Origin of the sequence: Desulfomicrobium apsheronum (genome assembly GCF_900114115.1) — a bacterium.
Classification (GTDB): domain Bacteria; phylum Desulfobacterota; class Desulfovibrionia; order Desulfovibrionales; family Desulfomicrobiaceae; genus Desulfomicrobium; species Desulfomicrobium apsheronum.
Genome location: NZ_FORX01000001.1, coordinates 388,730 through 407,719, shown reverse-complemented (window position 1 = coordinate 407,719; position 18,990 = coordinate 388,730). Strand labels below are relative to the sequence as shown.

18 protein-coding genes, 2 tRNA genes and 1 riboswitch are annotated in these 18,990 nt (G+C 59.2%); of the genes, 7 read left to right on the top strand and 13 right to left on the bottom strand.

The features are described 5' to 3' along the window. Positions 1-50: 50 nt before the first annotated feature. Positions 51-923: an ABC transporter substrate-binding protein gene (locus BMZ40_RS01845; RefSeq protein ID WP_092372419.1), complete on the bottom strand. Its 873-nt coding sequence runs from the start codon at positions 921-923 to the stop codon at positions 51-53. An 89-nt stretch (positions 924-1,012) separates the two neighbouring features. Further along, positions 1,013-1,585 carry a FlgO family outer membrane protein gene (locus tag BMZ40_RS01840; protein WP_143075501.1) on the bottom strand — a complete coding sequence of 191 codons (573 nt, stop codon included), beginning with the start codon at positions 1,583-1,585 and terminating at the stop codon, positions 1,013-1,015. 108 nt (positions 1,586-1,693) lie between these two features. Here BMZ40_RS01840 and BMZ40_RS01835 point away from each other — a divergent pair, with 108 nt between their 5' ends. The 3 genes from BMZ40_RS01835 (at position 1,694) to BMZ40_RS19420 (ending at position 3,475) form a co-directional block, all read left to right on the top strand. Next, the gene (locus tag BMZ40_RS01835) at positions 1,694-2,413 is read left to right on the top strand and encodes a hypothetical protein (RefSeq protein WP_092372417.1); all 720 of its coding nucleotides are present in this window, start codon (positions 1,694-1,696) and stop codon (positions 2,411-2,413) included. Next, positions 2,413-3,168 carry a FlgO family outer membrane protein gene (locus BMZ40_RS01830; protein WP_092372416.1) on the top strand — a complete coding sequence of 252 codons (756 nt, stop codon included), beginning with the start codon at positions 2,413-2,415 and terminating at the stop codon, positions 3,166-3,168. Before BMZ40_RS01835 ends, BMZ40_RS01830 begins: the two co-directional genes overlap by 1 nt. Positions 3,169-3,328: 160 nt before the next feature. Beyond that, entirely contained in the window at positions 3,329-3,475 is a 147-nt protein-coding gene (locus BMZ40_RS19420) for a hypothetical protein (protein ID WP_177192965.1), read from the top strand. 81 nt (positions 3,476-3,556) lie between these two features. Here BMZ40_RS19420 and BMZ40_RS01825 read toward each other — a convergent pair whose 3' ends face one another. The 11 genes from BMZ40_RS01825 to BMZ40_RS01775 all read right to left on the bottom strand — a co-directional run bounded on the left by BMZ40_RS01825 (position 3,557) and on the right by BMZ40_RS01775 (position 15,024). Further along, a complete protein-coding gene (locus BMZ40_RS01825; protein ID WP_092372415.1) occupies positions 3,557-5,617 on the bottom strand; it encodes a ribonucleoside triphosphate reductase in 2,061 nt (686 codons plus the stop codon). 33 nt (positions 5,618-5,650) lie between these two features. Further along, positions 5,651-6,289, bottom strand: coding sequence for an anaerobic ribonucleoside-triphosphate reductase activating protein (locus BMZ40_RS01820; RefSeq protein WP_092372414.1), 639 nt, complete (start codon positions 6,287-6,289; stop codon positions 5,651-5,653). A 65-nt stretch (positions 6,290-6,354) separates the two neighbouring features. Beyond that, positions 6,355-6,510, bottom strand: a riboswitch (cobalamin riboswitch). Positions 6,511-6,593: 83 nt separating this feature from the next. Next, positions 6,594-7,829, bottom strand: a complete 1,236-nt coding sequence (locus BMZ40_RS01815) for an MFS transporter (protein ID WP_245750998.1) — start codon at positions 7,827-7,829, stop codon at positions 6,594-6,596. A 6-nt stretch (positions 7,830-7,835) separates the two neighbouring features. After that, complete coding sequence (locus tag BMZ40_RS01810; RefSeq protein WP_177192964.1) at positions 7,836-8,951, bottom strand: acyltransferase family protein; 1,116 nt, start codon at positions 8,949-8,951, stop codon at positions 7,836-7,838. Positions 8,952-9,091: 140 nt separating this feature from the next. Further along, a complete protein-coding gene (qrcD, locus tag BMZ40_RS01805; RefSeq protein ID WP_092372412.1) occupies positions 9,092-10,327 on the bottom strand; it encodes a menaquinone reductase integral membrane subunit QrcD in 1,236 nt (411 codons plus the stop codon). Beyond that, a complete protein-coding gene (gene qrcC, locus BMZ40_RS01800) occupies positions 10,320-11,090 on the bottom strand; it encodes a menaquinone reductase iron-sulfur cluster-binding subunit QrcC (protein WP_092372411.1) in 771 nt (256 codons plus the stop codon). The genes qrcD and qrcC overlap by 8 nt, the downstream gene beginning before the upstream one ends. Before the next feature lie 42 nt (positions 11,091-11,132). Next, complete coding sequence (gene qrcB / locus BMZ40_RS01795) at positions 11,133-13,193, bottom strand: menaquinone reductase molybdopterin-binding-like subunit QrcB (RefSeq protein ID WP_092372410.1); 2,061 nt, start codon at positions 13,191-13,193, stop codon at positions 11,133-11,135. Between the two features lie 18 nt (positions 13,194-13,211). Beyond that, positions 13,212-13,751: a menaquinone reductase multiheme cytochrome c subunit QrcA gene (qrcA, locus tag BMZ40_RS01790; RefSeq protein ID WP_092372409.1), complete on the bottom strand. Its 540-nt coding sequence runs from the start codon at positions 13,749-13,751 to the stop codon at positions 13,212-13,214. A gap of 209 nt (positions 13,752-13,960) precedes the next feature. Then, complete coding sequence (gene rfbC / locus BMZ40_RS01785) at positions 13,961-14,512, bottom strand: dTDP-4-dehydrorhamnose 3,5-epimerase (protein WP_092372408.1); 552 nt, start codon at positions 14,510-14,512, stop codon at positions 13,961-13,963. Positions 14,513-14,831: 319 nt separating this feature from the next. Further along, positions 14,832-14,922: transfer RNA gene (locus BMZ40_RS01780), tRNA-Ser, on the bottom strand. A gap of 6 nt (positions 14,923-14,928) precedes the next feature. Next, positions 14,929-15,024, bottom strand: a tRNA-Ser gene (locus BMZ40_RS01775). Between the two features lie 162 nt (positions 15,025-15,186). On the opposite strand from BMZ40_RS01775, the gene BMZ40_RS01770 reads away from it, so the two are divergent. Genes BMZ40_RS01770 through BMZ40_RS01755 form a run of 4 tightly spaced genes read left to right on the top strand, consistent with a single transcriptional unit; the run spans position 15,187 to position 18,916 of the window. Continuing rightward, the gene (locus tag BMZ40_RS01770; protein ID WP_092372407.1) at positions 15,187-16,479 is read left to right on the top strand and encodes a homoserine dehydrogenase; all 1,293 of its coding nucleotides are present in this window, start codon (positions 15,187-15,189) and stop codon (positions 16,477-16,479) included. Then, positions 16,479-17,669 carry a cofactor-independent phosphoglycerate mutase gene (locus tag BMZ40_RS01765; RefSeq protein ID WP_092372406.1) on the top strand — a complete coding sequence of 397 codons (1,191 nt, stop codon included), beginning with the start codon at positions 16,479-16,481 and terminating at the stop codon, positions 17,667-17,669. The genes BMZ40_RS01770 and BMZ40_RS01765 overlap by 1 nt, the downstream gene beginning before the upstream one ends. Continuing rightward, positions 17,666-18,079, top strand: a complete 414-nt coding sequence (locus BMZ40_RS01760) for an acyl-CoA thioesterase (RefSeq protein ID WP_092372405.1) — start codon at positions 17,666-17,668, stop codon at positions 18,077-18,079. Before BMZ40_RS01765 ends, BMZ40_RS01760 begins: the two co-directional genes overlap by 4 nt. A gap of 6 nt (positions 18,080-18,085) precedes the next feature. After that, entirely contained in the window at positions 18,086-18,916 is an 831-nt protein-coding gene (locus BMZ40_RS01755) for an amidohydrolase family protein (RefSeq protein WP_092372404.1), read from the top strand. The last annotated feature ends 74 nt before the right edge of the window (positions 18,917-18,990 follow it).

Here is an 18,990-nt window from a genome sequence, read left to right as displayed (position 1 = left end):
CCAAGACTCAAAAAAACGGTCCGGGGTCGACTCTTCACATCCGCTAGAAGCTACTTTGCGTCTGGAAAGAAGAGCTGCTTGTCAAGGAGTTTGTAGTCACCAATGACCTTCTGGCCGCGCTCGGACACCAGCCACTTGGCGAAGGTGTCGGCCAGGTCGAAACGGACATGAGGGTGTTTTTCCGGATTGACCGGAATAACGCCGTACGGATTGAAGAGGGTCTTGTCACCTTCACTTATGGGCACAAGCTGCAAGCCCTCGGGGCGCCCATACTTATACTGAACGTAGGTGCCGCGATCCGTGATGGTATAGCCCTGCTTCTCCTCGGCGAAGGTAAGCGTCTTGCCCATGCCCTGACCTATGGACATGTAGTTCTTCATCCCTTCCGGATGGACGGTCTTGAAGGTCACTTCCTTGGTCTTGGACTTGAAAACGGTATCCTCTTCCTTCAAGGGCAAGCCACTGGATTTCCAAAGATCCTGTTCCTTGGCGTGGGTGCCGCTGTCATCGCCACGGGAGACGAACACTGCTTCCGACATGGCAATCTTCTTCATGGCCACGGTCGCGTCGCCACTCTTGGCCCCAGCCGGGTCCGCCTCGGGGCCGATGATCAAAAAGTCGTTGTACATGACATAGTAACGCTTGGTCCCGAAGCCATCGGCCACGAATTTTTCCTCGCGGGCCGGATCATGCACGAAAATCACGTCCACATTCCCGTCCACGCCATCCCGTATGGCCGCGCCCGTCCCCTTGGCCAGGACCTTGACCTCGATCCCCGTGTCCTTTTTGAACTCCGGAAGCAGAATATCAAGCAGGCCGGAAGACTGCGTGCTGGTCGTGGTGGACATGCTCAGCACCTTGTCCTGGGCGAGCCCCACGCACGGCAAGATCAACAAAACAAACAACACCAAGAATTTCTTCATACTTCCTCCTATTAAGTGAAAAGCGACATATTGGATTCCCCATATGCCAAACAAGACACCAGGACAAGAAGGAAGGACCAGCTTATTCTTCAATCGAGACTGGTTTTGACGGAAGGCTGGACCGAGGCTCCGCCACCGCCGATTTTTTTCGGACGCACATACGGCAGGGTGAAATCCGAAGAGGCCAGCGCCACCCCGTCGCCCGTGCGCAACACTCTTGCGTTGACGTAAATTTGGCGTTCGATGATCGTATAGGTTCCGACCAGCACGGAATAGGCAGGCACATCGGTGTTGATCCGCGACACGTCCCGGGAGAGCGCGAGCACTCCGCCTTCGGGCAGCACCCGCAACTCGTCGGAACGCAACTGGACCTCCGTCACGGAATATCCGAGCTGACTCAACCGGGACGAAACCTGCTCCGAGAGGAGTCTCCCGAGATCATTGGTGTTTTCCACATTGGTGGAATCAACAAAGGATGCCGCAAGCATCGGATACCCCGCGACCCCGCTCCCGGAAAGCTGCCGATGAAGGTGATCGCCCGCCTTGTAGGACAAGGGGATGAGCGGCGGTGTCTTGGTACGCGAACCCACCTCGTAAAAGGGGGGCAGTTGCACGCAGCCGCCGATGAAAACGCAAAAAAGCAGGACATAGAGCTTGGACATTGCCGATCCTCCGGAGAAAAATGCCGACTGCCGAATGCAGAGCATGCCGCGTGCCAACATTTCCCCAAACGGCCTTAAGTTTTCCAGGCCGCAGCCGATAATCTGATCATGGAAAGAACCAAAATCAAGGACCACGCCATGCGCATCGCAGCCCTGCTCACACTGATAACTCTTGGCCTCGTGACCGGCTGCTCTTCGGTCAGTGTCAATTCCGGCCAATCCTCCCAACTGGTCACGGCTCAGGCGCCCATTTCAAGCGGCTACCTGCTCAGCACCCAGCCCAAGATGCAGGCCATGGCCCACTGGGACCTGCTGGCGGACAAGGTCGCGCGTAACAGCGGCAAGGCCCTTGAGCACTTCTTTCCCGAGCAGGATGTGCGCGTGTATGTCGCGCCTCTTGGCACGACGCCTTTCGCCAAGGCCTACAGGGAAGCGCTGCTGACCCATCTCATCGACTACGGCGTCCCGGTATCTTTTGCTCCGGAAGGAGCCGCCGTGCTTGAGGTCAATCTGGGCCTTGTCACGCACCGACGAGTCCTCGACAAAACGTCCAAGGGCTTGCGGCGTGCTCCGGATCCGGGCTTCAGGCAGGTCAAAGACAGTGCCGGGCGCTACGTACCCGTCCCGGAAATCGGGGAGGAGAGCGGTTATTTTGACGCACCTACTCCAGACTCGGAAGTCCAGATCAATTCGGCCCTCGTCCATCAGGGAGCCTATCTGTACCGAGACTCGAGCATTTTCTACGTCAGCAGCCCCGACTGGGCCCATTACCAGCCGCAGACGCCGCAGGGCGGCGTGGAACTCAAACGCTACTCCCTGGTGAACTGATGATCCGCCCAGCAATCTTCCTGGCCCTTCTCCTGTGTGCCTTTCCCATTTCAGGGCAGGCGCAGTGCGGAGCGTCGCGCATCGACATGCTCTGTGACTCCCTGGCTGCGGGGCTGGTCTCCAATCTGCAGGTCAGGCTGGACCGCTCCGGGTTGATCATGACCGCCCCCTTCGCCGACCTGCATGACGTCAAGAGCACTTCCCCATTGGGCCGGATTCTGGCCGAAGAACTGGGCAACGCGCTCACCCGTCATGGATACCGTCTGGCGGACACCCGCGTGTTCATGCCGTCGCCCTATTCGCTGAAGGAACAGGGCGAGACGGCCCTTTCAGCGGAACCCGATCAGGCCGGAGCCACGGCCGGACTGCACACCATTCTGACAGGCACCTATGCGCTGGCCGATGGAGGCTTGCGCATCTCAGCTCGCCTGGTTCAGCCCACGGATCACGCCGTTCTTGCCACCGCCAGTTGCCGCTTGCGTTTGTCGGAAGAAGTCCGAAGCCTGCTTGCGACCGCCGAGCCCACGCCCGCCGCTTTGGCCCAGCCCACCGTGCTCCTGAACCTCAAGACAAAGGCCGACGCCAAACGCGTACAGCATGCCCTTGCCGCCCAGGGACTCTACAGAGGCAAAATCGACGGCATCTGGGGCAGAAGATCCAAGGCCGCCCTGGCAAGCTTCCGCGCCTCCCTGGCCATGCCGGCCACTGCTGAATGGGATTCGGCCACCCAGGCCGCCCTGCTGCCCACCTCCTGACCCCGCGCCAGGGCCTGCTCCAGGCCCTGCCAAAAAATCAATCCTCAAAAATATAATCGTCAGTATTTCACTTGACGAACAGACTTTTCGCGCCTAGCTAGCTGTCGTTTCAAAACGAAGTTCGTAAAATTTACCATATTTCCGAATACAGAGGTACGCCATGCGTGAAATCACATTGTTTTTGCATTCCCAAAAAATCCAGCGCCCGAAGCCGATCATCTCCACCGCGATCATGAGCCTGGCTGGCCGGCTGCGCTCGGCGCTCGGCGTTCTGAACGGGCTGCGCAGATCTGCGCTCGGAAAATAAGACCACCCACGCCCTGAAATAACAAAAAAACGGCCGGATTGCATCGCAGTCCGGCCGTTTTGGCGTTGAAACCTCTCCCCTCTATTGCCCGAAGCAGGAGGTCTGGGAGTATTCCACTCGATCCTTGTACTCCGCCTGTTTCCCGCGATTCCACATCTTGACCGGCCGGTAGTAGCCCACCACGCGGGTGTACACTTCCGTTTCCTGGCCGCAATGCGGGCAGGTGATCTGCTCTCCTGTCAGATAGCCGTGATCCTTGCAGATCGAAAAGGTCGGCGTGATGGACACGTAGGGAATCTTGGTCTCGGTCAGGGCGCGCACCAGAAAACTCTTCAGGGCCTTCGTGTCCGGCACAGATTCGCCCAGGAAGCTGTGGAAAACGGTGCCGCCGGTGTACATGGGCTGCAGCCGATTCTGGTGCTCCAGGGCAGAAAAGATATCCGTGGTGTGCCCAACAGGAAGCAGGGTCGAGTTGGTATAGTAGGGCACTCCGTTTCCGGAGGCCTGGATGTCCGCATAAAGCTTCTTGTCGATCTTGGCCAAACGGTAACTGGTCCCTTCCGCCGGAGTGGCTTCGAGGTTGTAGAGGCTGCCCGTCTCCTCCTGAAAGCGCACCGTGATCTCCCGCAGATGTTCGAGGGTGCGGATCATGAGTCGTGTCCCGGCCTCGGTGTCGATGCCCTTGCCGAGCAGATTCATACAGGCTTCGTGACCGCCCAGAATGCCGATGGTGCTGAAATGGCTGCGGAAGCCGTTTTTGAGATAGCGGCTGGAAAAGGGGAACATGCCCTTGTCCATGTTGTCGGTGACCATCTTGCGCTTGAACTCAAGGGAATCCTTGGCCAGGGAGGCATACTCGCCCACCAGGTCCAGAAAATCTTCCTCGCCCTGGGCCAGATAGGCCAACTTGGGCAGATTGAGCGTCACGACACCTATGGACCCCGTCAGATCCCCCGCGCCAAAAAGACCGCCGGTACGCTTGCGCAGCTCGCGCAGGTCCATCTGCAGACGGCAGCACATGGAACGGACGTCCTCGGGCTTCAGGTCGGAGTTGATGAAGTTCTGGAAATACGGAACGCCGTACTTGGCCGTGAGCTTCAGCAACAGCTCGCCAACCTCGGTCTCCCAGGGAAAGTCCGGGGTGATGTTGTAGGTTGGGATGGGGAAGGAAAAAATCCGCCCATGATAATCGCCGACCAGCATGACCTCAAGGAAGGCCCGATTGATCATCTCCATCTCGGCTGCGTACTCGCCGTAGGTGCTGTCCTGAAGTTTGCCGCCGATGATGACTGCCTCAGAGGCGATGTGCGCGGGCGGAGCCAGGTCGAAGGTCAGGTTTGTGAACGGGCTCTGCCCGCCCCAGCGCGAGGTCGTGTTCAGGTTGAACACGAACTTCTGCATGGCCTGCTTGACCTCTTCGTAGGTCATGCTGTCATGACGGACCAGTGGAGCCAGATACGTGTCCACGTTGTTGAAGGCCTGTGCGCCGGCCCACTCGTTCTGAAGCGTGCCCAGAAAATTGACCATCTGTCCAAGGGCCGCGTCAAAATGCTTGGGCGGGCCAGAGGAACAGCGTCCTTCAAGATTGAACCCCTCAAGCAACAGATCGCGCAGGGACCAACCGGCGCAGTATCCGGCCAGACCAAAAGAAAGATCGTGGATGTGGAAATAGCCGTGCTCGTGGGCCTGCCGGACTTCCTCGGGATATTTCTCCAGGGAATAGCGGGCCTGCACGGATCCGGACAGATGCAGCATCAGGCCCTGAAAGGAATGCGCCATGTTGGCGTTCTCGCTGACACGCCAGTCGGACTTATCCAGGTAGCTGTCGATGGTCTCGGTCACGTCCAGGAAGGTTTCGGTCTGGCTGCGAATCGCCCGGCGCTTTTCGCGATACACGATATAGCGCCTTGCGACCTGATAAAGCCTGGACTCCATGAGCACCTGCTCGACGGTGTCCTGAACCAGCTCTTGCTCGGGCATGGCCTCGGACTCAAGCTTGGACTCGACCTTGCCGGCCAGACGTTTGGCCAGGATGGGATCCTTGATGCCGCTGGCGTTGAGGGATTTCAAAATTGCCTGGGCTATCCGGTCCACGGACCAGGATTCTACACGGCCATCACGTTTCACAATCTGCTGAGGCATGAATACTCCAATAAAGTTCGGTCGAATTGAAAATCAGGAAAAATCGTCATCGCTTCGGGGATGCACAAATTCCTGGAAAAGCAAAGGCAGGCCTTGCGGCATCTGGGCCTGGGTCGTCTCCAGATCCTCGGGAGTCAGGCTCGGCACCTTGGTGCAGCGAAAATAGACGCGTCCGGGATACGCACGGGCCAGTCCGAAAACCTCCTCCAGCGCGTCGCGGGCCGCATCGGCCGCCAGAGCCTGCCCGGTCAGCTCCGGATACATGAACCAGGGACCCTTGACGTCAACGGCCACGGCCTGGACAAGCCCTGCCGCTAGCACGCGCTCCAGGACATCCGGCGCGGAGCCGTTGGAATCAAGCTTGACCGGCAGGCCGGTCGAGGAAAGATCCGCAAGCAGCCCGTCCAGATCCGCCAGACAGGTCGGCTCTCCACCGGACAGGGTGATCCCGTCCAGCCAGCGCTTGCGGCGGCGCAGGTCGGACAGAACAACTTCCCGGTCAAGGCTGGGCAACAAGGTCCATTTCCAGGCCAGGGATGCGTTGTGGCAGGTCGGGCAGCGCAAATTGCAGCCGCCGGCAAAAAGCACGCACGTGATTTTGCCCGGCCAGTCGCAGAGACTCACCGGCACCATGCCACGCACGCGTTCCCATGAAGGAATCGTGTCAGTCATGTTCGCTCGAAGTTGTGATGACGTTTTTCTGAACAACTCAACGCCCTGCATCCGCGTGCAGAGGGTTAAGAGAATTGCTTCAGGCAGGTTTTCTGGCTTGCCCCCGCACGCGGCGTCTCCCTTTGCGGGATCGGCCTTTAACGCGCGAAATCGGGATTACAGTGGCGGGACCGCCCCGGACTCGCACCGGGTTCCCTTGCTCCTGAAGTAGTTTCGCAGAACAGGTCGAGTATTAGGACATCGAGACAACGGGATCAACCAAAACCTTTTCCACAGGGGCGTCTTTACCGTGTGGAAGAAGAATTCAGGTCAATGAATGCGAACGGTTATGGCGCAAAAAATTCAGCCCTGCCATGGGAAGAGTCAGCGCGAAAAATATGGCCAGCACAAGGAAGGTCGTGGACAGACCGTGGCTGTCGGCAAGCAAACCCACCAGCGGACCGGTGATCACGAACCCGGTGCGGAAGGCCAGGCTGTGCAGCGACAGGATGCTGGCCCTGTTCGCCCGGCTGCTCAAGGCCTGCAAGCGCGAGCGCATGAGCGGGCCTTGCAGCCCGCGCATGGCCGTAAGCAGATAATAGAACAAAAAACCTCCCACGGCCGTGACGGTTCCAAGTCCAAGATACGCCACGACGATCAGCACGAAGAAAAGCGCCTGCATGCCGGCCGCGCCCAGCTTGCCCTCGACCCGATGGCTGTTTGCGGCAGCCAGGGCCACAACCAGATTGGCCCCGGCCCAGGCCGGTCCGAACCAGGTCACGGGAACCAGGCATTCCTGCATATAGGGCTGAATGAGCCAAACCATATAGAAGGAAGCCAGCCCCAGAAGCATGCCGTTCATGATGGTCGCCCGGATGGCCGAGCTTTCCCGGAAGGCGAATCTGCAAACCCGCAACGCTTCGGCCAGATGCGATACCACCGGCCCGCCGCTTTCCGCCTTGGGTTCTTTCAAGGTCAGGCACAATCCCAGAGCCAGGGTCCAGATCCCGATCTGAGCCACGAAGGGCAACAGCGGCCAGTGCGCGTACATGAGTCCGGCAAAGAGCGCGCCCGCAGCCTCTCCTCCTTGAGCCCATCCGACCATGCGCCCGTCGCAGCGGGTGTAGAGGTCCACCCGGTCCTTGGCGCGCAAGGTCTCGAAAAGCAGCGCCGTGTCCGATCCGCTGATGAAGGCGTAAGAGACGCCCAGCAGCAACTCGGCGACAAGCACTCCCCAGAAGGTCCCCGCGGCCAGATACCAGCCCCAGCCGATAATGCCGAAGACGCAGGCCGTGATCAGCGCCCAACGATAACCCAGGCGGTCGCTGACGTACCCGGACGGATACTCCATGATCACGCTGGCCAGGGAGAAAAACACCTGAAGGGTCAGAATTTCGGTCAGGGTCAGGCCGATCTCGTCCTTCCAGAACAGGGTGATGATGGCCATGGGGAAAAGGGTCATCTTCAGTGCCGCGAAGACGTTGAGGGTCAGCAGCGTTCGCCGTAGTCCGTCCTCGCTGGCCTGCCCGCGACCGTTCCCCGTCCTGGCACGCAAGAGCACGGGCCGCTACTCCCTGATCAGCGGGCCAAAGAACCGACCCGCCGCACGAGGCTTGCCCACCAGCTGAGGCAAGGCATGGTTAAGCGCGTGAATGACCGGAAGGCTGAGTCCAAAGCTCACGAGAGTCACCAAGGCGCTCACGAGAAACACGCTTAAGCCATCCGGAGGAAGATAGGTGACGCTCCACGCGGCCACGGGAGGATTGACAAAATGATAGAACACCCCGTTCAAACCGAGCAGTATGATGGCATTACGCCCAAAAAAAGCGAGCAGGGAGACGTTGTGCAGCACACGTCCCAAAGCCATGATCATGGCGGTCCCCGCCAAGGCGGTGAAAGGAAACCACAGAAAATGCCCATGCCCTGAAAGCAGGATGATCACGGCCTGCAGGTACCTGAACGGGCCTTGGTTGAGGTCATACGTGAAATGAACCGCAGCCAGGGCCACCACGAAAATTGCCGCTGCCGCGCCAACCGAAACGCGCCCCGGCAATCCACTCCTGCCAAGCAGCACGCCCACGAGATAAAACGCATAGACAACGGGAACTTCGTGCATGAGCCAGAAACTCACGTTCTGGCCGAAAAAGAAATACTGCTCATTGAGGGCAAAACCGCCGACATAACAGACAAGGGCAACCGCCATGATTCGCAAAGGAGAATTCAAATACGGCTGTAAAAGGCGATGCAGGCACTCCACGCTGACCAGACAAGCCACGAACCACAGTGGGACGTTGAAGAGGGGGAAGCCCAGGGCCGTGGACACGACGGCCTTGAAGTAACCGTGCACGCCCGAGAGATCGAGCATGGGGAACCAGCCCGAGAACACCAGCGACAAGGCCGCCAGCGTGACGCTGAAAAAAAGGTACGGCGCGATCCGCCCGGCCAAGGTCGTTTGCACGAATTTCCGAATGGGCGGAACGCTTGGCCGCGCGCCCTTCACCCACCCTGAAAGAACAAAAAAGAGAATCATGTGGAATGAGTAGATCCACTTGTAATGCACGGCGGCGGCAGGATTTTTCAGATACATGATCTGTTCGACGAAGTGTCCGTAATAGACAAGCAAGAGCCCCAGCGCCCTGGCAACATCAATGGCGACCTGGCGCCCGTTTTCCGCATCCTTCATGCCAACTCCTTGAGGCTGCCGCCTCATGTCCGGTCCATCAAACCTCGACAGCACACAGGTAATGAACACAGATGCCAAGCATTTGTCATCCCCCCCAAAAAAAAAGGCCCCGAAGGGCCTTTTTCTTGTGACAACCATCTCTACTTATTGAGCTTCACTTCCTGAGGGAAGATCGGCAAATAGCGGTAGGAGATGCTCATGACCAGGAATCCGTAGGCGACGATCATGAGCGAGGTGGACCATTCCGCCCAGTTGGGTACGTACGTGGTCCAACGGTCGAAAGGCATGACCGGAATGGCCAAGGCCTGAACCGTGAATACGAAACGGTTGATGGTGACGCCAATGGCGGCCATGACGACGGCGCTGTACATGAGCCACGGACGATTGCGCACGGCGGGAGTGACCAGCAACGCGGCCGGGATTACGCCGAACCAGAAGAGTTCGAGCCACAGCAGGATCTTGCCGTATCCATGCTCACTGCTGAACATCTCGTCGAAGGTCAGGCCCATGCCGGGCAGGATGCCCTTGGCCCAAGCGTAGGTGTCGATGATCTTGAAGAAGATGTAGACGCACAGAAGCAGACCGGAGATCTTGCCGAGGAGCTTCTTGGTGTCATAGCTGACCAGCTTGCGCCCGGTGATGCCTTCCATCATCGCGGCACACAGCATGGTGAAGCCGGGTCCGGCGGCGATGGCCGAAGAGATGAACAGGAAGAAGGTCCAGGGCCAGATGAAAAAGCCTTCACGGAACACGAACGGACGGCCGAAGAGCACGCCGTACATGCCGCCCAGGGAACCCTGGTGGAAGAAGGACAGGAAAGTGCCGATGCCGGCGAAAAGCGGCATGTAGACATGGAAGTTGTGAGCAAGATGATGACAGAACCTGTTCTGGTTGATCTTGCGGTTTTCCAGGATGATCGGCACATATTCGATGATCAGCACCGTGCAGTAGCAGGTGATGCAGAAGATGACTTCCGTCAGCATGGAGTGAACGTTCGGATGCCAGTAGCCAAACCAGGCCCTGAGCGGCTGACCGATGTCGAGCACCAGAATCAGCATGGCGCCGGAGTAGCAAAGGAATCCGACGATGACCGCCAGGTTGATGACGTTCTTGAGTTCGTCGATGCGGACGATGTACCGCAAAAATCCGGAGAAAAAGGCTCCGGCGCCCAGGGCGATGACCGCCAAGTCAAAGGTGATCCACAGGCCGAACCCGAAATAGTTGTCCAGGCCTGTCACGCCGATACCGGTTCCCAGGACCTTGAACGCGCCGTACCCTCCCCACGCGAGGAAGATGCTGATCACGCCCAACCAGGCCAGGAACTTCCCAACAGAACAACGCTCCACCCCTTCGGGCCAGTACGCTCTATCAGACATGTTCGCCCCCCTTGGCATTCTTCAGGTAATTGTCCCCGAGCTTCCTCACCCACTCACGCTTGGAATAATAATAGACCTGAGGATCGGTGCCGAGTTTCTCCAGCAGGCGGAAAGCGTACTTGCTTGCAGCCAGCTTGCTGACTTCATGCTCGGAATTGTTCAGGTCCCCGAATTTGATCGCACCCGTCGGGCAAATCTCGGCGCAGGCGGGGATGTATGCGTCCTCGGCCAATTCCGTCGGGTCTTCGCCGTTCATGCGAGCCTGTTCCTTGGCAGCCATGAAGCGATGGTGACAGAACGTGCACTTCTCGACAACGCCACGCGGACGGGCCGAAGCATAAGGAGTCAGGACCTTTTCCATGCCTTCGGGCCAGATTGGATCGAACCAGTTGAAATAACGTGCATGGTAAGGACAGGCCGCCATGCAGTACCGGCAACCGATACAGCGGGGATAGACCTGGCTGACGATGCCGCCTTCCTCGTCCTTCAGGGTGGCCACTACCGGGCAGACCGTGGAACAGGACGGATGACCGCACTGCATGCATGGCCGGGGCAGATAGGCGACCTCATGGTCGGGGAAAGGCTTCTCGTTGGACAGTTCGTATATGTTCATCCAGTCGTTGGTGCGCAGTTTGTTGGCTGCGTCGGCCTCGGGGGGAAGGTTGTTTTCCGCCCGGCAGGCCACGGTGCAGGCACCGCACCCGGTACACTTGTCAAGGTCGACAAGCATGCCCCATTTTACTTTGAATTCTATTGCTTGCATTGTGAATATCCTCTTATTTTCTCCAGGTGCCCAAAGGAAGTGCTACGCCTTGCTGACAGTGACACGCACCGTTGCGAACCGGGACAGCCCGGACTCTGCTTCGGTATCGGCAGCCAGCAGTTTGTAAACGTTATCTCCCTTGTCTCTGGAAAAAGCGTCCCAGGCGGTATGGCCAAGACCCAGGGGGGCCACGACGGTATCATTCATCACGCCTTCAAAAATGCGCACACGGGCCTTGCATTCCCCGCCGGAGCTGGCGAGTTTGACGGCATCGTCCTTTTTCAACCCAAGGTTTTTCGCCGTGGCCGCGTTGAGCAGCACGTACATGTCGTTGCCGAGCATTTCGTCAAAGCGGATGGCATTGGTGTTGAACGGAGGAATGGCTATCTTGGCGCTGCCGATCTTGAGCCGCAGCACAGGAGCGAGGGTCAGGCTCGTGCCGTCCTTGGCCGCAACGGCCAGTTCCTGCAGAGGAGTCGTCCACAACGCCAGGTCCTGAGCCGGAAACTCTTCCGAAACCCAGGCCGCGCCCTCGACCATTTCGTCGAAATCCGCGCCCAGCGCTTCGGCCTTGGCCTTGACCACGTCTTCAAAAGACTCGAAGCCCAGGTCCAACTCGGCCTTGGCGGCCACGGCCAGGAGAACATCACCGGCGGGTTTGGTGTCAAAAACCGGCTTTATGACAGGCGCGGCCACGGTATAGTTGGGCTGGCCCGAACCATACGGGGAGTAGGCGTCATCAAGGCGTTCAAAGGCGTAGCTGTCAGGCATGATCAGGTCGGCCATGGCCGCCGTTTCATCCATGAACGAGCTGAAGGAAACCACGAAACCGGCCTTGTCCAGGGCGGCCTGCGCCTTGGTCAGATTCGGCAGGGCGTAGGCGGGATTCGCGCCGTAAACCATGAGCAGCGCGGGAGCCTCGGCGCCGCCGTCGGCCACGGTGCTCAAGTATGCAACAAGGTCATTGGCGAGCATTGTCTTCTTGTCGGCGGCAGCCTCGACCACTTTGGGGGCCCAGGGCAAAATCCGCACACCGCCGACCGTATTGACGCGCTGCAGGAGCATGTTCAGGCTCATCCCTGCGGCAAGCTCGAACGCGCCCAGGCCCTGTCCGGCTTCGGCGGCCGTCAGAACCAGCGGCCGTCCGGCCCGGACCAGTTCCTGAGCCAAGCCCGTGATGACCGACGCCTTGACACCGGTGATTTCGGCCACCTTGTCCAGCGGATAGGACGCCTGCACAAATTTTGCGAAAGAGGCAAAACCGGCCCAAGACGAACGGTCACGGCTCGTGGCGGCTATGACCGCCGCAAGTCCCAGAGCCAGGACCGGCTCGGTGCCTGCATTGCAGGGAACCCAGCTGTCGGCCACGGCAGAGGTGCCGTTCTGGGCAGGCCCGACGTACACGAACTTGACGCCCTTCTCGCGGCTGGCGGAAAATGCCTTGCCGTTACGGGCCACGTTGCCCCAGGAACCCAGTGCGTCGGCGCCGAGCAGAAGCACGTAATTCGCATTTTCGATGTCGTAGCCGACCTGGCCGTCACCGCCGAGCATGGCCAGGGCAGCCGCCGCCGGGGCGCTCTCGCCGGGCATGAAAAAAGAGTTATCCGAACCGGCCTTGCCGACCAGACCGGACAGCACATCCGTCACGGAACCGGTCTCGTCACCGCTGATCATGGCCATGTTCGATCCAGCGTCCCTGATCTTCCCGGCAAGCAGCTCTTCCGCTTCGTCCCAAGTGATGTCCTTGAAAGAGGAACCATCCTTGAGCTTGGGGTTCTTGACCCGGGAAGGGCTGTAAAGAAGATGCACGCTGGCCGCGCCCAGAGGACAGATGCCGCCGAGGCTCAAGGGATGATCCGGATTGCCCTCGGCCGTGACGGGCCTCCCGCCCACGGTCTTGACCTTGACGCCGTAGGCGTCCGAGCCCAGCTTGCACAGCGCCGGAAACGTCAGTTCCTCGCCGTACTGCAGCCGCGGAATCCAGGGCCAGTTCTGTGTCCAGATGGACACGTCATCCAGGGTTTTCCATATTACGGGAGTGAAGAGGCTGCCCGCTACACCGCCAGCCACCAAAGAAATAAAGCTTCTTCTGTCGAGTCCCATCGTAAATCCACTCCTCTCTTATTTGTGGCAGACAAAACAGGCGTTGCTGGCGCCACTTTGGGCATGGCACTCTTCGCATTGCCACATCTTCATGGTGTCCTTGCTGTAGCCCGAAAGCCTGTTTTCATAATAGACAGGCGGGGTGCTCATGTTGGCCACGTCAGGATGACATGATGTGCAGTCAAGTTCCTTGTGCGCGATGTGAGAGAAGTACACGTTGTCCGGCTGCGTCTGATAAGCCAGCCATTCAACTTCCTTTTCCTGCTGCACGTACTCGGTCACGTAGCGAGCCTCATCAGGATCTTCCCCCTGAACATCCTCATGGCACCCGACACAGTTCGCGTTGGTGGGCATGCCGGCGTAGGAGCCATCATCCCGAAACGCATGACAATCTTCACATGCCATGGCCTGATCTTCCACATGCACGACGTGATCGAACCGGATGGGTTGGGTCTTCTGACTGTACAGGACTTTGGGAAAGCCCCACCAACCAAGCACGATCGATGCCACCAAACCAACCAGGAATGGCAACACCACGCAGCTTTTGCATTTTGCCACAGTCCTCTCCTCCTACCGCGTTGAGATGAAATTTGAAAAAAACGGACACGGAATAATTGCCAACCTGTATTCAAGAGGGTCGTCCTGTGTCAAGAGATAATGAAAAAAATCACGATCTTCCATCGCAGGCTAACCCCCTCGCAATACATGAAAATTCACGGCCGGCGCGGGTATTACCATACCAATTCGCTCGGCAATCACCCAATGCCCTACATGGAGAACGGAGAATCAAAATCCGCAAAACACGGCAATCGCAGATCTTTGTCCGACATGATCGGCGCAAGACCGGGCCAGTCAATGCCCAGATCCGGGTCCAGGCACGAGATCCCGCCATCATGCTCGGGCGAGTAAAACTGGTCGACCTTGTAGAGAAATTGAGTGTCTGCCTCCAGGGTCATGTACCCGTGGGCGAATCCCGCCGGAATGAACAACTGCAGAAAATTGACGGCGCTGAGAGTGAACCCCTGCCATCGGCCAAAGGTCGGCGATCCCTTGCGCATATCGACCACCACGTCATAGACGGCGCCCCGCCCCACCCGAACCAGCTTTGCCTGAGCCATGGGCGGGGCCTGGAAGTGCAGTCCGCGCAACACCCCGGCCTGAGCGGAAAAAGCCTCGTTGGCCTGCACAAAGTCGACATCCAGTCCGAGAGCGGCAAGCTCTCGGCGGCTGTAGGTTTCGCAAAAATAACCTCGGTGATCGCCAAAAACCTTGGGCTCAAAAAGCAGCACTCCTGGAATATTCGTCCGGGTCACATCCATAATATGGCCTTCCTTGTAGTCGGAGATTGAGAGCTTTTTGGAGTATAGCAAGCGCAACCGGAAAACAATGCCGTCCAGGATCGCAATCCGACGCGCCAACACCCGAGACTCACAGACCAGGCCGACAAGACAAGACGGGCCCAAAGAGGCGCGCATCGAGCAGCTTGTCCGGCATCGGCCAATTCGATCTCACCGAATTTTCACCTCAGAAACAGAAAGAGGCCCGACTGCAAAGCCGGGCCTCTTATCAATTGGACGGGACGGGAAACCAAATAAAAAACCGCCGAAATCTTAAGGATTCCAGCGGAACAAGTGCAAGTGGCGGAGGGTTAGGGATTCGAACCCCAGATGCCCGCAAAGGCATGCCGGTTTTCAAGACCGGTGCAATCAACCAGCTCTGCCAACCCTCCAGGGGATGGCGGAGAGGGAGGGATTTGAACCCTCGATAGAGGTTTAAGCCCCTATACTCGCTTAGCAGGCGAGCGCCTTCAGCCTAGCTCGGCCACCTCTCCGTTCATTGAAGAAGTGGCTAGTTATATAAAAGCACATGGGGCGTCAACAAAAAATGACCCAACTTCGAACCTTTGTCATTTTGACAGCGCGTGCAGGATGCGGCAAATAGCTTTTTTTGGCTCCACAATCTTTTTCTCAATGCTGCGGCGTGGAGGAATTCCTTGAAAGACTCTGTCATCCATCTCGGCTTGGCCGGCCTTGGCACCGTAGGTTCCGGGCTCATAAAAATCATCCAGGAAAACAACGACTGGATCGAACGCAGACTGGGCAAAACCCTGAAGGTCAAAACCATCATGGTCCGCGATCTGGACAAATCCAGAAACGTCATCCCATCCCCGGACACGACCTTCACCACCAGCATGGACGATCTGATAAACGATCCCAAAATCGATATCATCGTCGAGCTGGCCGGTGGCATCGAATTTCCGCGCACCCTGATCACCCGGGCCCTCGGCAGCGGCAAATCCGTGGTTACGGCCAACAAGGCGCTTCTGGCCGAGCACGGTCCGGAACTTTTCGAACTGGCGGCCAGCAAAAACCTCGGCCTCTATTACGAGGCCAGTGTCGCCGGTGGCATCCCCATCATCCAGACCCTCAAGGAGAGCCTGGCCGGGAACCGCATCAAGGCACTGACCGGCATCCTGAACGGCACTGCCAATTTCATCATGTCCGAAATGTCCGAAAAGGGAGAGGACTTCGCCACGGTCCTGGGCAAGGCGCAGGCCAAGGGCTACGCCGAAGCCGATCCGACCCTGGACGTAGAGGGCATCGACGCGGCCCACAAGTTGGTCATCCTCATCCGACTGGCCTATGGCCAGGACTACCCCATGAGCAAGCTCACGGTGGAAGGCATCTCCAAAGTCGAGCAGTTCGACATCATCCTTGCCAAGGAATTCGGCTACCGCTTAAAGCTCCTGGCCCAGGTCCGCGACAAGTCCGGCATGCTGCACGCCGGGGTCTACCCGGCCCTGCTGCGCCAGGATCACATCCTGGCCAAGGTCGACGGTCCGTTCAATTCCATTCTGCTCGAAGGCAACGCCGTGGGACCGGTCATGCTCTACGGACAGGGCGCGGGTGATCTGCCCACGGGCAGCGCCGTCCTGGCCGACATTCTGGCCCTGGCCCGCACCAACTGCGTACCCAACAACACGGGCTTCCTGGAGACCAGGCTGCCTCAGGCGCAGATCCTGGCCCCCGAACTGACCGTGTTCCGTCACTATTTCCGCTTCACGGTGGTTGACCGCCCCGGCGTCATGGCCTCCATCGCCGGGGTCATGGGCGAGTACAACATCAGCATCGCCCAGGTCGTGCAGCGCCAGTACGCGCCCAACGACGGCGTTCCGATAGTGTTCATCAGCCATTCGGCGCAGATGCAGAATGTGACCGCAGCCCTGGACACCATCAAGAAATTCAGCTTCGTGCTCGACCCGCCGGTGCACTACAGGATCATCTGATGTCAAAAACCGTTTTTCTGGTGGCCGACGGCATGGCCGGCTGGCCCCTCGACATTCTGGGAGGGCGCACCTCCCTGCAGGCCGCGAGCACTCCGACGCTTGACTTTCTGGCGCCCAAATCCCGCTGCGGCCTGTGCCAGACCGTTCCCCAGGGCATGCCCCCTGGCTCCGACGTGGCCAACATGAGCCTGCTGGGCTACGACCCGCGAACGCATCACACCGGACGCGGGCCCATCGAAGCCGCCGCCCAGGGACTGACCCTCGACCCAAGCGACCTGGTCTGGCGCATGAACCTTGTTCGCCTGACGGAACTCGCGGATGAAGGCGTGATGCAGGACTATTCCTCCGGCCATATAAGCACCGACACTGCCGCCCCTCTGGTCGCCCGACTTGCGACAATGGCCGAAGGCGGCCCTTTCCAGCCGGTCCAGGGCATCCAGTACCGTCACCTTCTGGTGCAACGGAGCGGAGCGCTGACAAGTGCGGTGGATCTGGCCATCCGCCCTCCCCACGACATCCTGGACCAGAATATCGCCCAGGACCTTGAAGCGTACGCATCCTTCCCGGAAATGCTCGAATTCATGCGCTCGGCTCACGAATATCTGCGCGCCGACACGACCTCCAAGGCCACATCGATCTGGCCATGGGGACAGGGACGGCCGCTGACCCTGCCCGATTTTGCCGAACGCTTCGGCCTGCGCGGGGCGGTGGTCTCGGCCGTAGATCTGGTCAAGGGACTGGGACGGGCCGCAGGCATGGATGTCCTTGAGGTCGAGGGCGCAAACGGCCTCATCGATACCAATTACGAAGGCAAGGTCGAGGCGGCGCTGAATTTTCTCGAACACGGCGACTTTGTCTATCTGCACGTCGAGGCCCCGGACGAATGCGGGCACATGGGTGACGCGGAACTGAAAAAACACGCCATCGAGCTTTTCGACCAGCGCATCGTGGCCCCGATTCTGGCGGCCCTTGCGCATGAGGACGCGACCATAGTGGTGACCTGCGATCACTTCACCCCCGTCGTCCGCCGGACCCACACCGAGGATGCGGTGCCCTTCCTGGTCTACAGAACGCAAGCGCCAAGGACCGACGGACCCGGCGTCTTCAATGAGGAAACGGCGCAAGGCGCGGGCCTTTTTCTGAAGGAAGGCCGCGATCTGCTGAACTTCTGCCTGGAACCCGGCGCATGAAGGCTGATTTCCCACAGCCTTCGTGCTGGCTCGCCCACCGCGTCTCTTACGGTGAAACCGACGCCATGGGCGTAGTCTATTACGCCAATTACCTGCACCTCTTCGAGCGCGGCCGAGGCGAACTGATCCGGGGCCTTGGTTTCAGCTACGCAACCGTGGAGGAACGCGGCATCTTCCTGCCGGTACGCGACGCCACGTGTCGCTATCTCGCTCCCGCCCGCTACGACGAGATCATCCACATCCGCACCGGTCTGGCCAGTCGGTCCCGGGCCAGCCTGAACTTCATCTATGAAATCACCAATGAGGACCAGAGCGCGGTCCTGACCCGTGGCTCGACCCAACATGCGGTGGTCAACGTCCAGGGCAGGCCTGTCCGCATTCCGGACTGGCTCTCGGCCCTGTTCGGCTAGAGGCGCATGGTCGATTGCCACGCCCATGTGTTCCCGCCGAAAATTGCGCCCAAGCTTGCCGCAGCCATCGGCCGCGAGTTTGGAACACGTCCGGCCGGAGACGGCTCGGCAGAAGATCTCCTCAAGCACCTGGACCGCGCCGGATTGTCCCATGCGCTGTGCTTCACCGCCGCCCTGCGCCCGGACCAGCTGATCCCGGCCAATTCATGGATGCTTTCCCTGCGCCGCGCGCACTCCCGGCTTATCCCCCTCGGCACCGTGCACCCGGGCCATCCGTCCTGGGAGGCCGAACTGGATCGACTGGAACGAAACGGCATCCGGGGCCTCAAGATCCACCCCGACCTCTGCGGCATCGCGCTGGATTCTCCACGCTGGAATCCTGTCTGGGAAGCCGCGCAAGGGCGGTTCCTCATGATGATCCACATGGGCCCGATCAAGAAGGCAGGCGCGACCCTGTCCCGCCCACGCGACCTGGCCTTGATCCTGAAACGCTTCCCCGGCCTTGCGGTCATCGCCGCGCATCTAGGCGGACTTTACCTTTGGGAAGAGACTCTCGCCCACCTCGCCGGGCTCGATCTTTACATGGATACGTCCTGCTGTCCGGGAGTGGTTCCCGAGCCGGCATTCGCGGCAATCCTGAAGCGGCATGATCCCGAGCGGATTCTTTTCGGTAGCGATTACCCGCTCTTCGCCCCCGATGAGCAGCAGGCAGCCCTGGGCCGTCTTTTAGCGAGGATCGGCATGCCCTGCGAAAAGGTCTTCAGAAACGGCGCAAGCCTGGCAAGGAGACTCCAAACCGACGGATTTCCAGATCTAGCGCCACCTCCCGGACATTGACTTTTCTTGACGATAGGTCCAATTTCCAATACCCGAATTTGTTTGTTTGACGCTATCATTCCCGAAACGGAGAC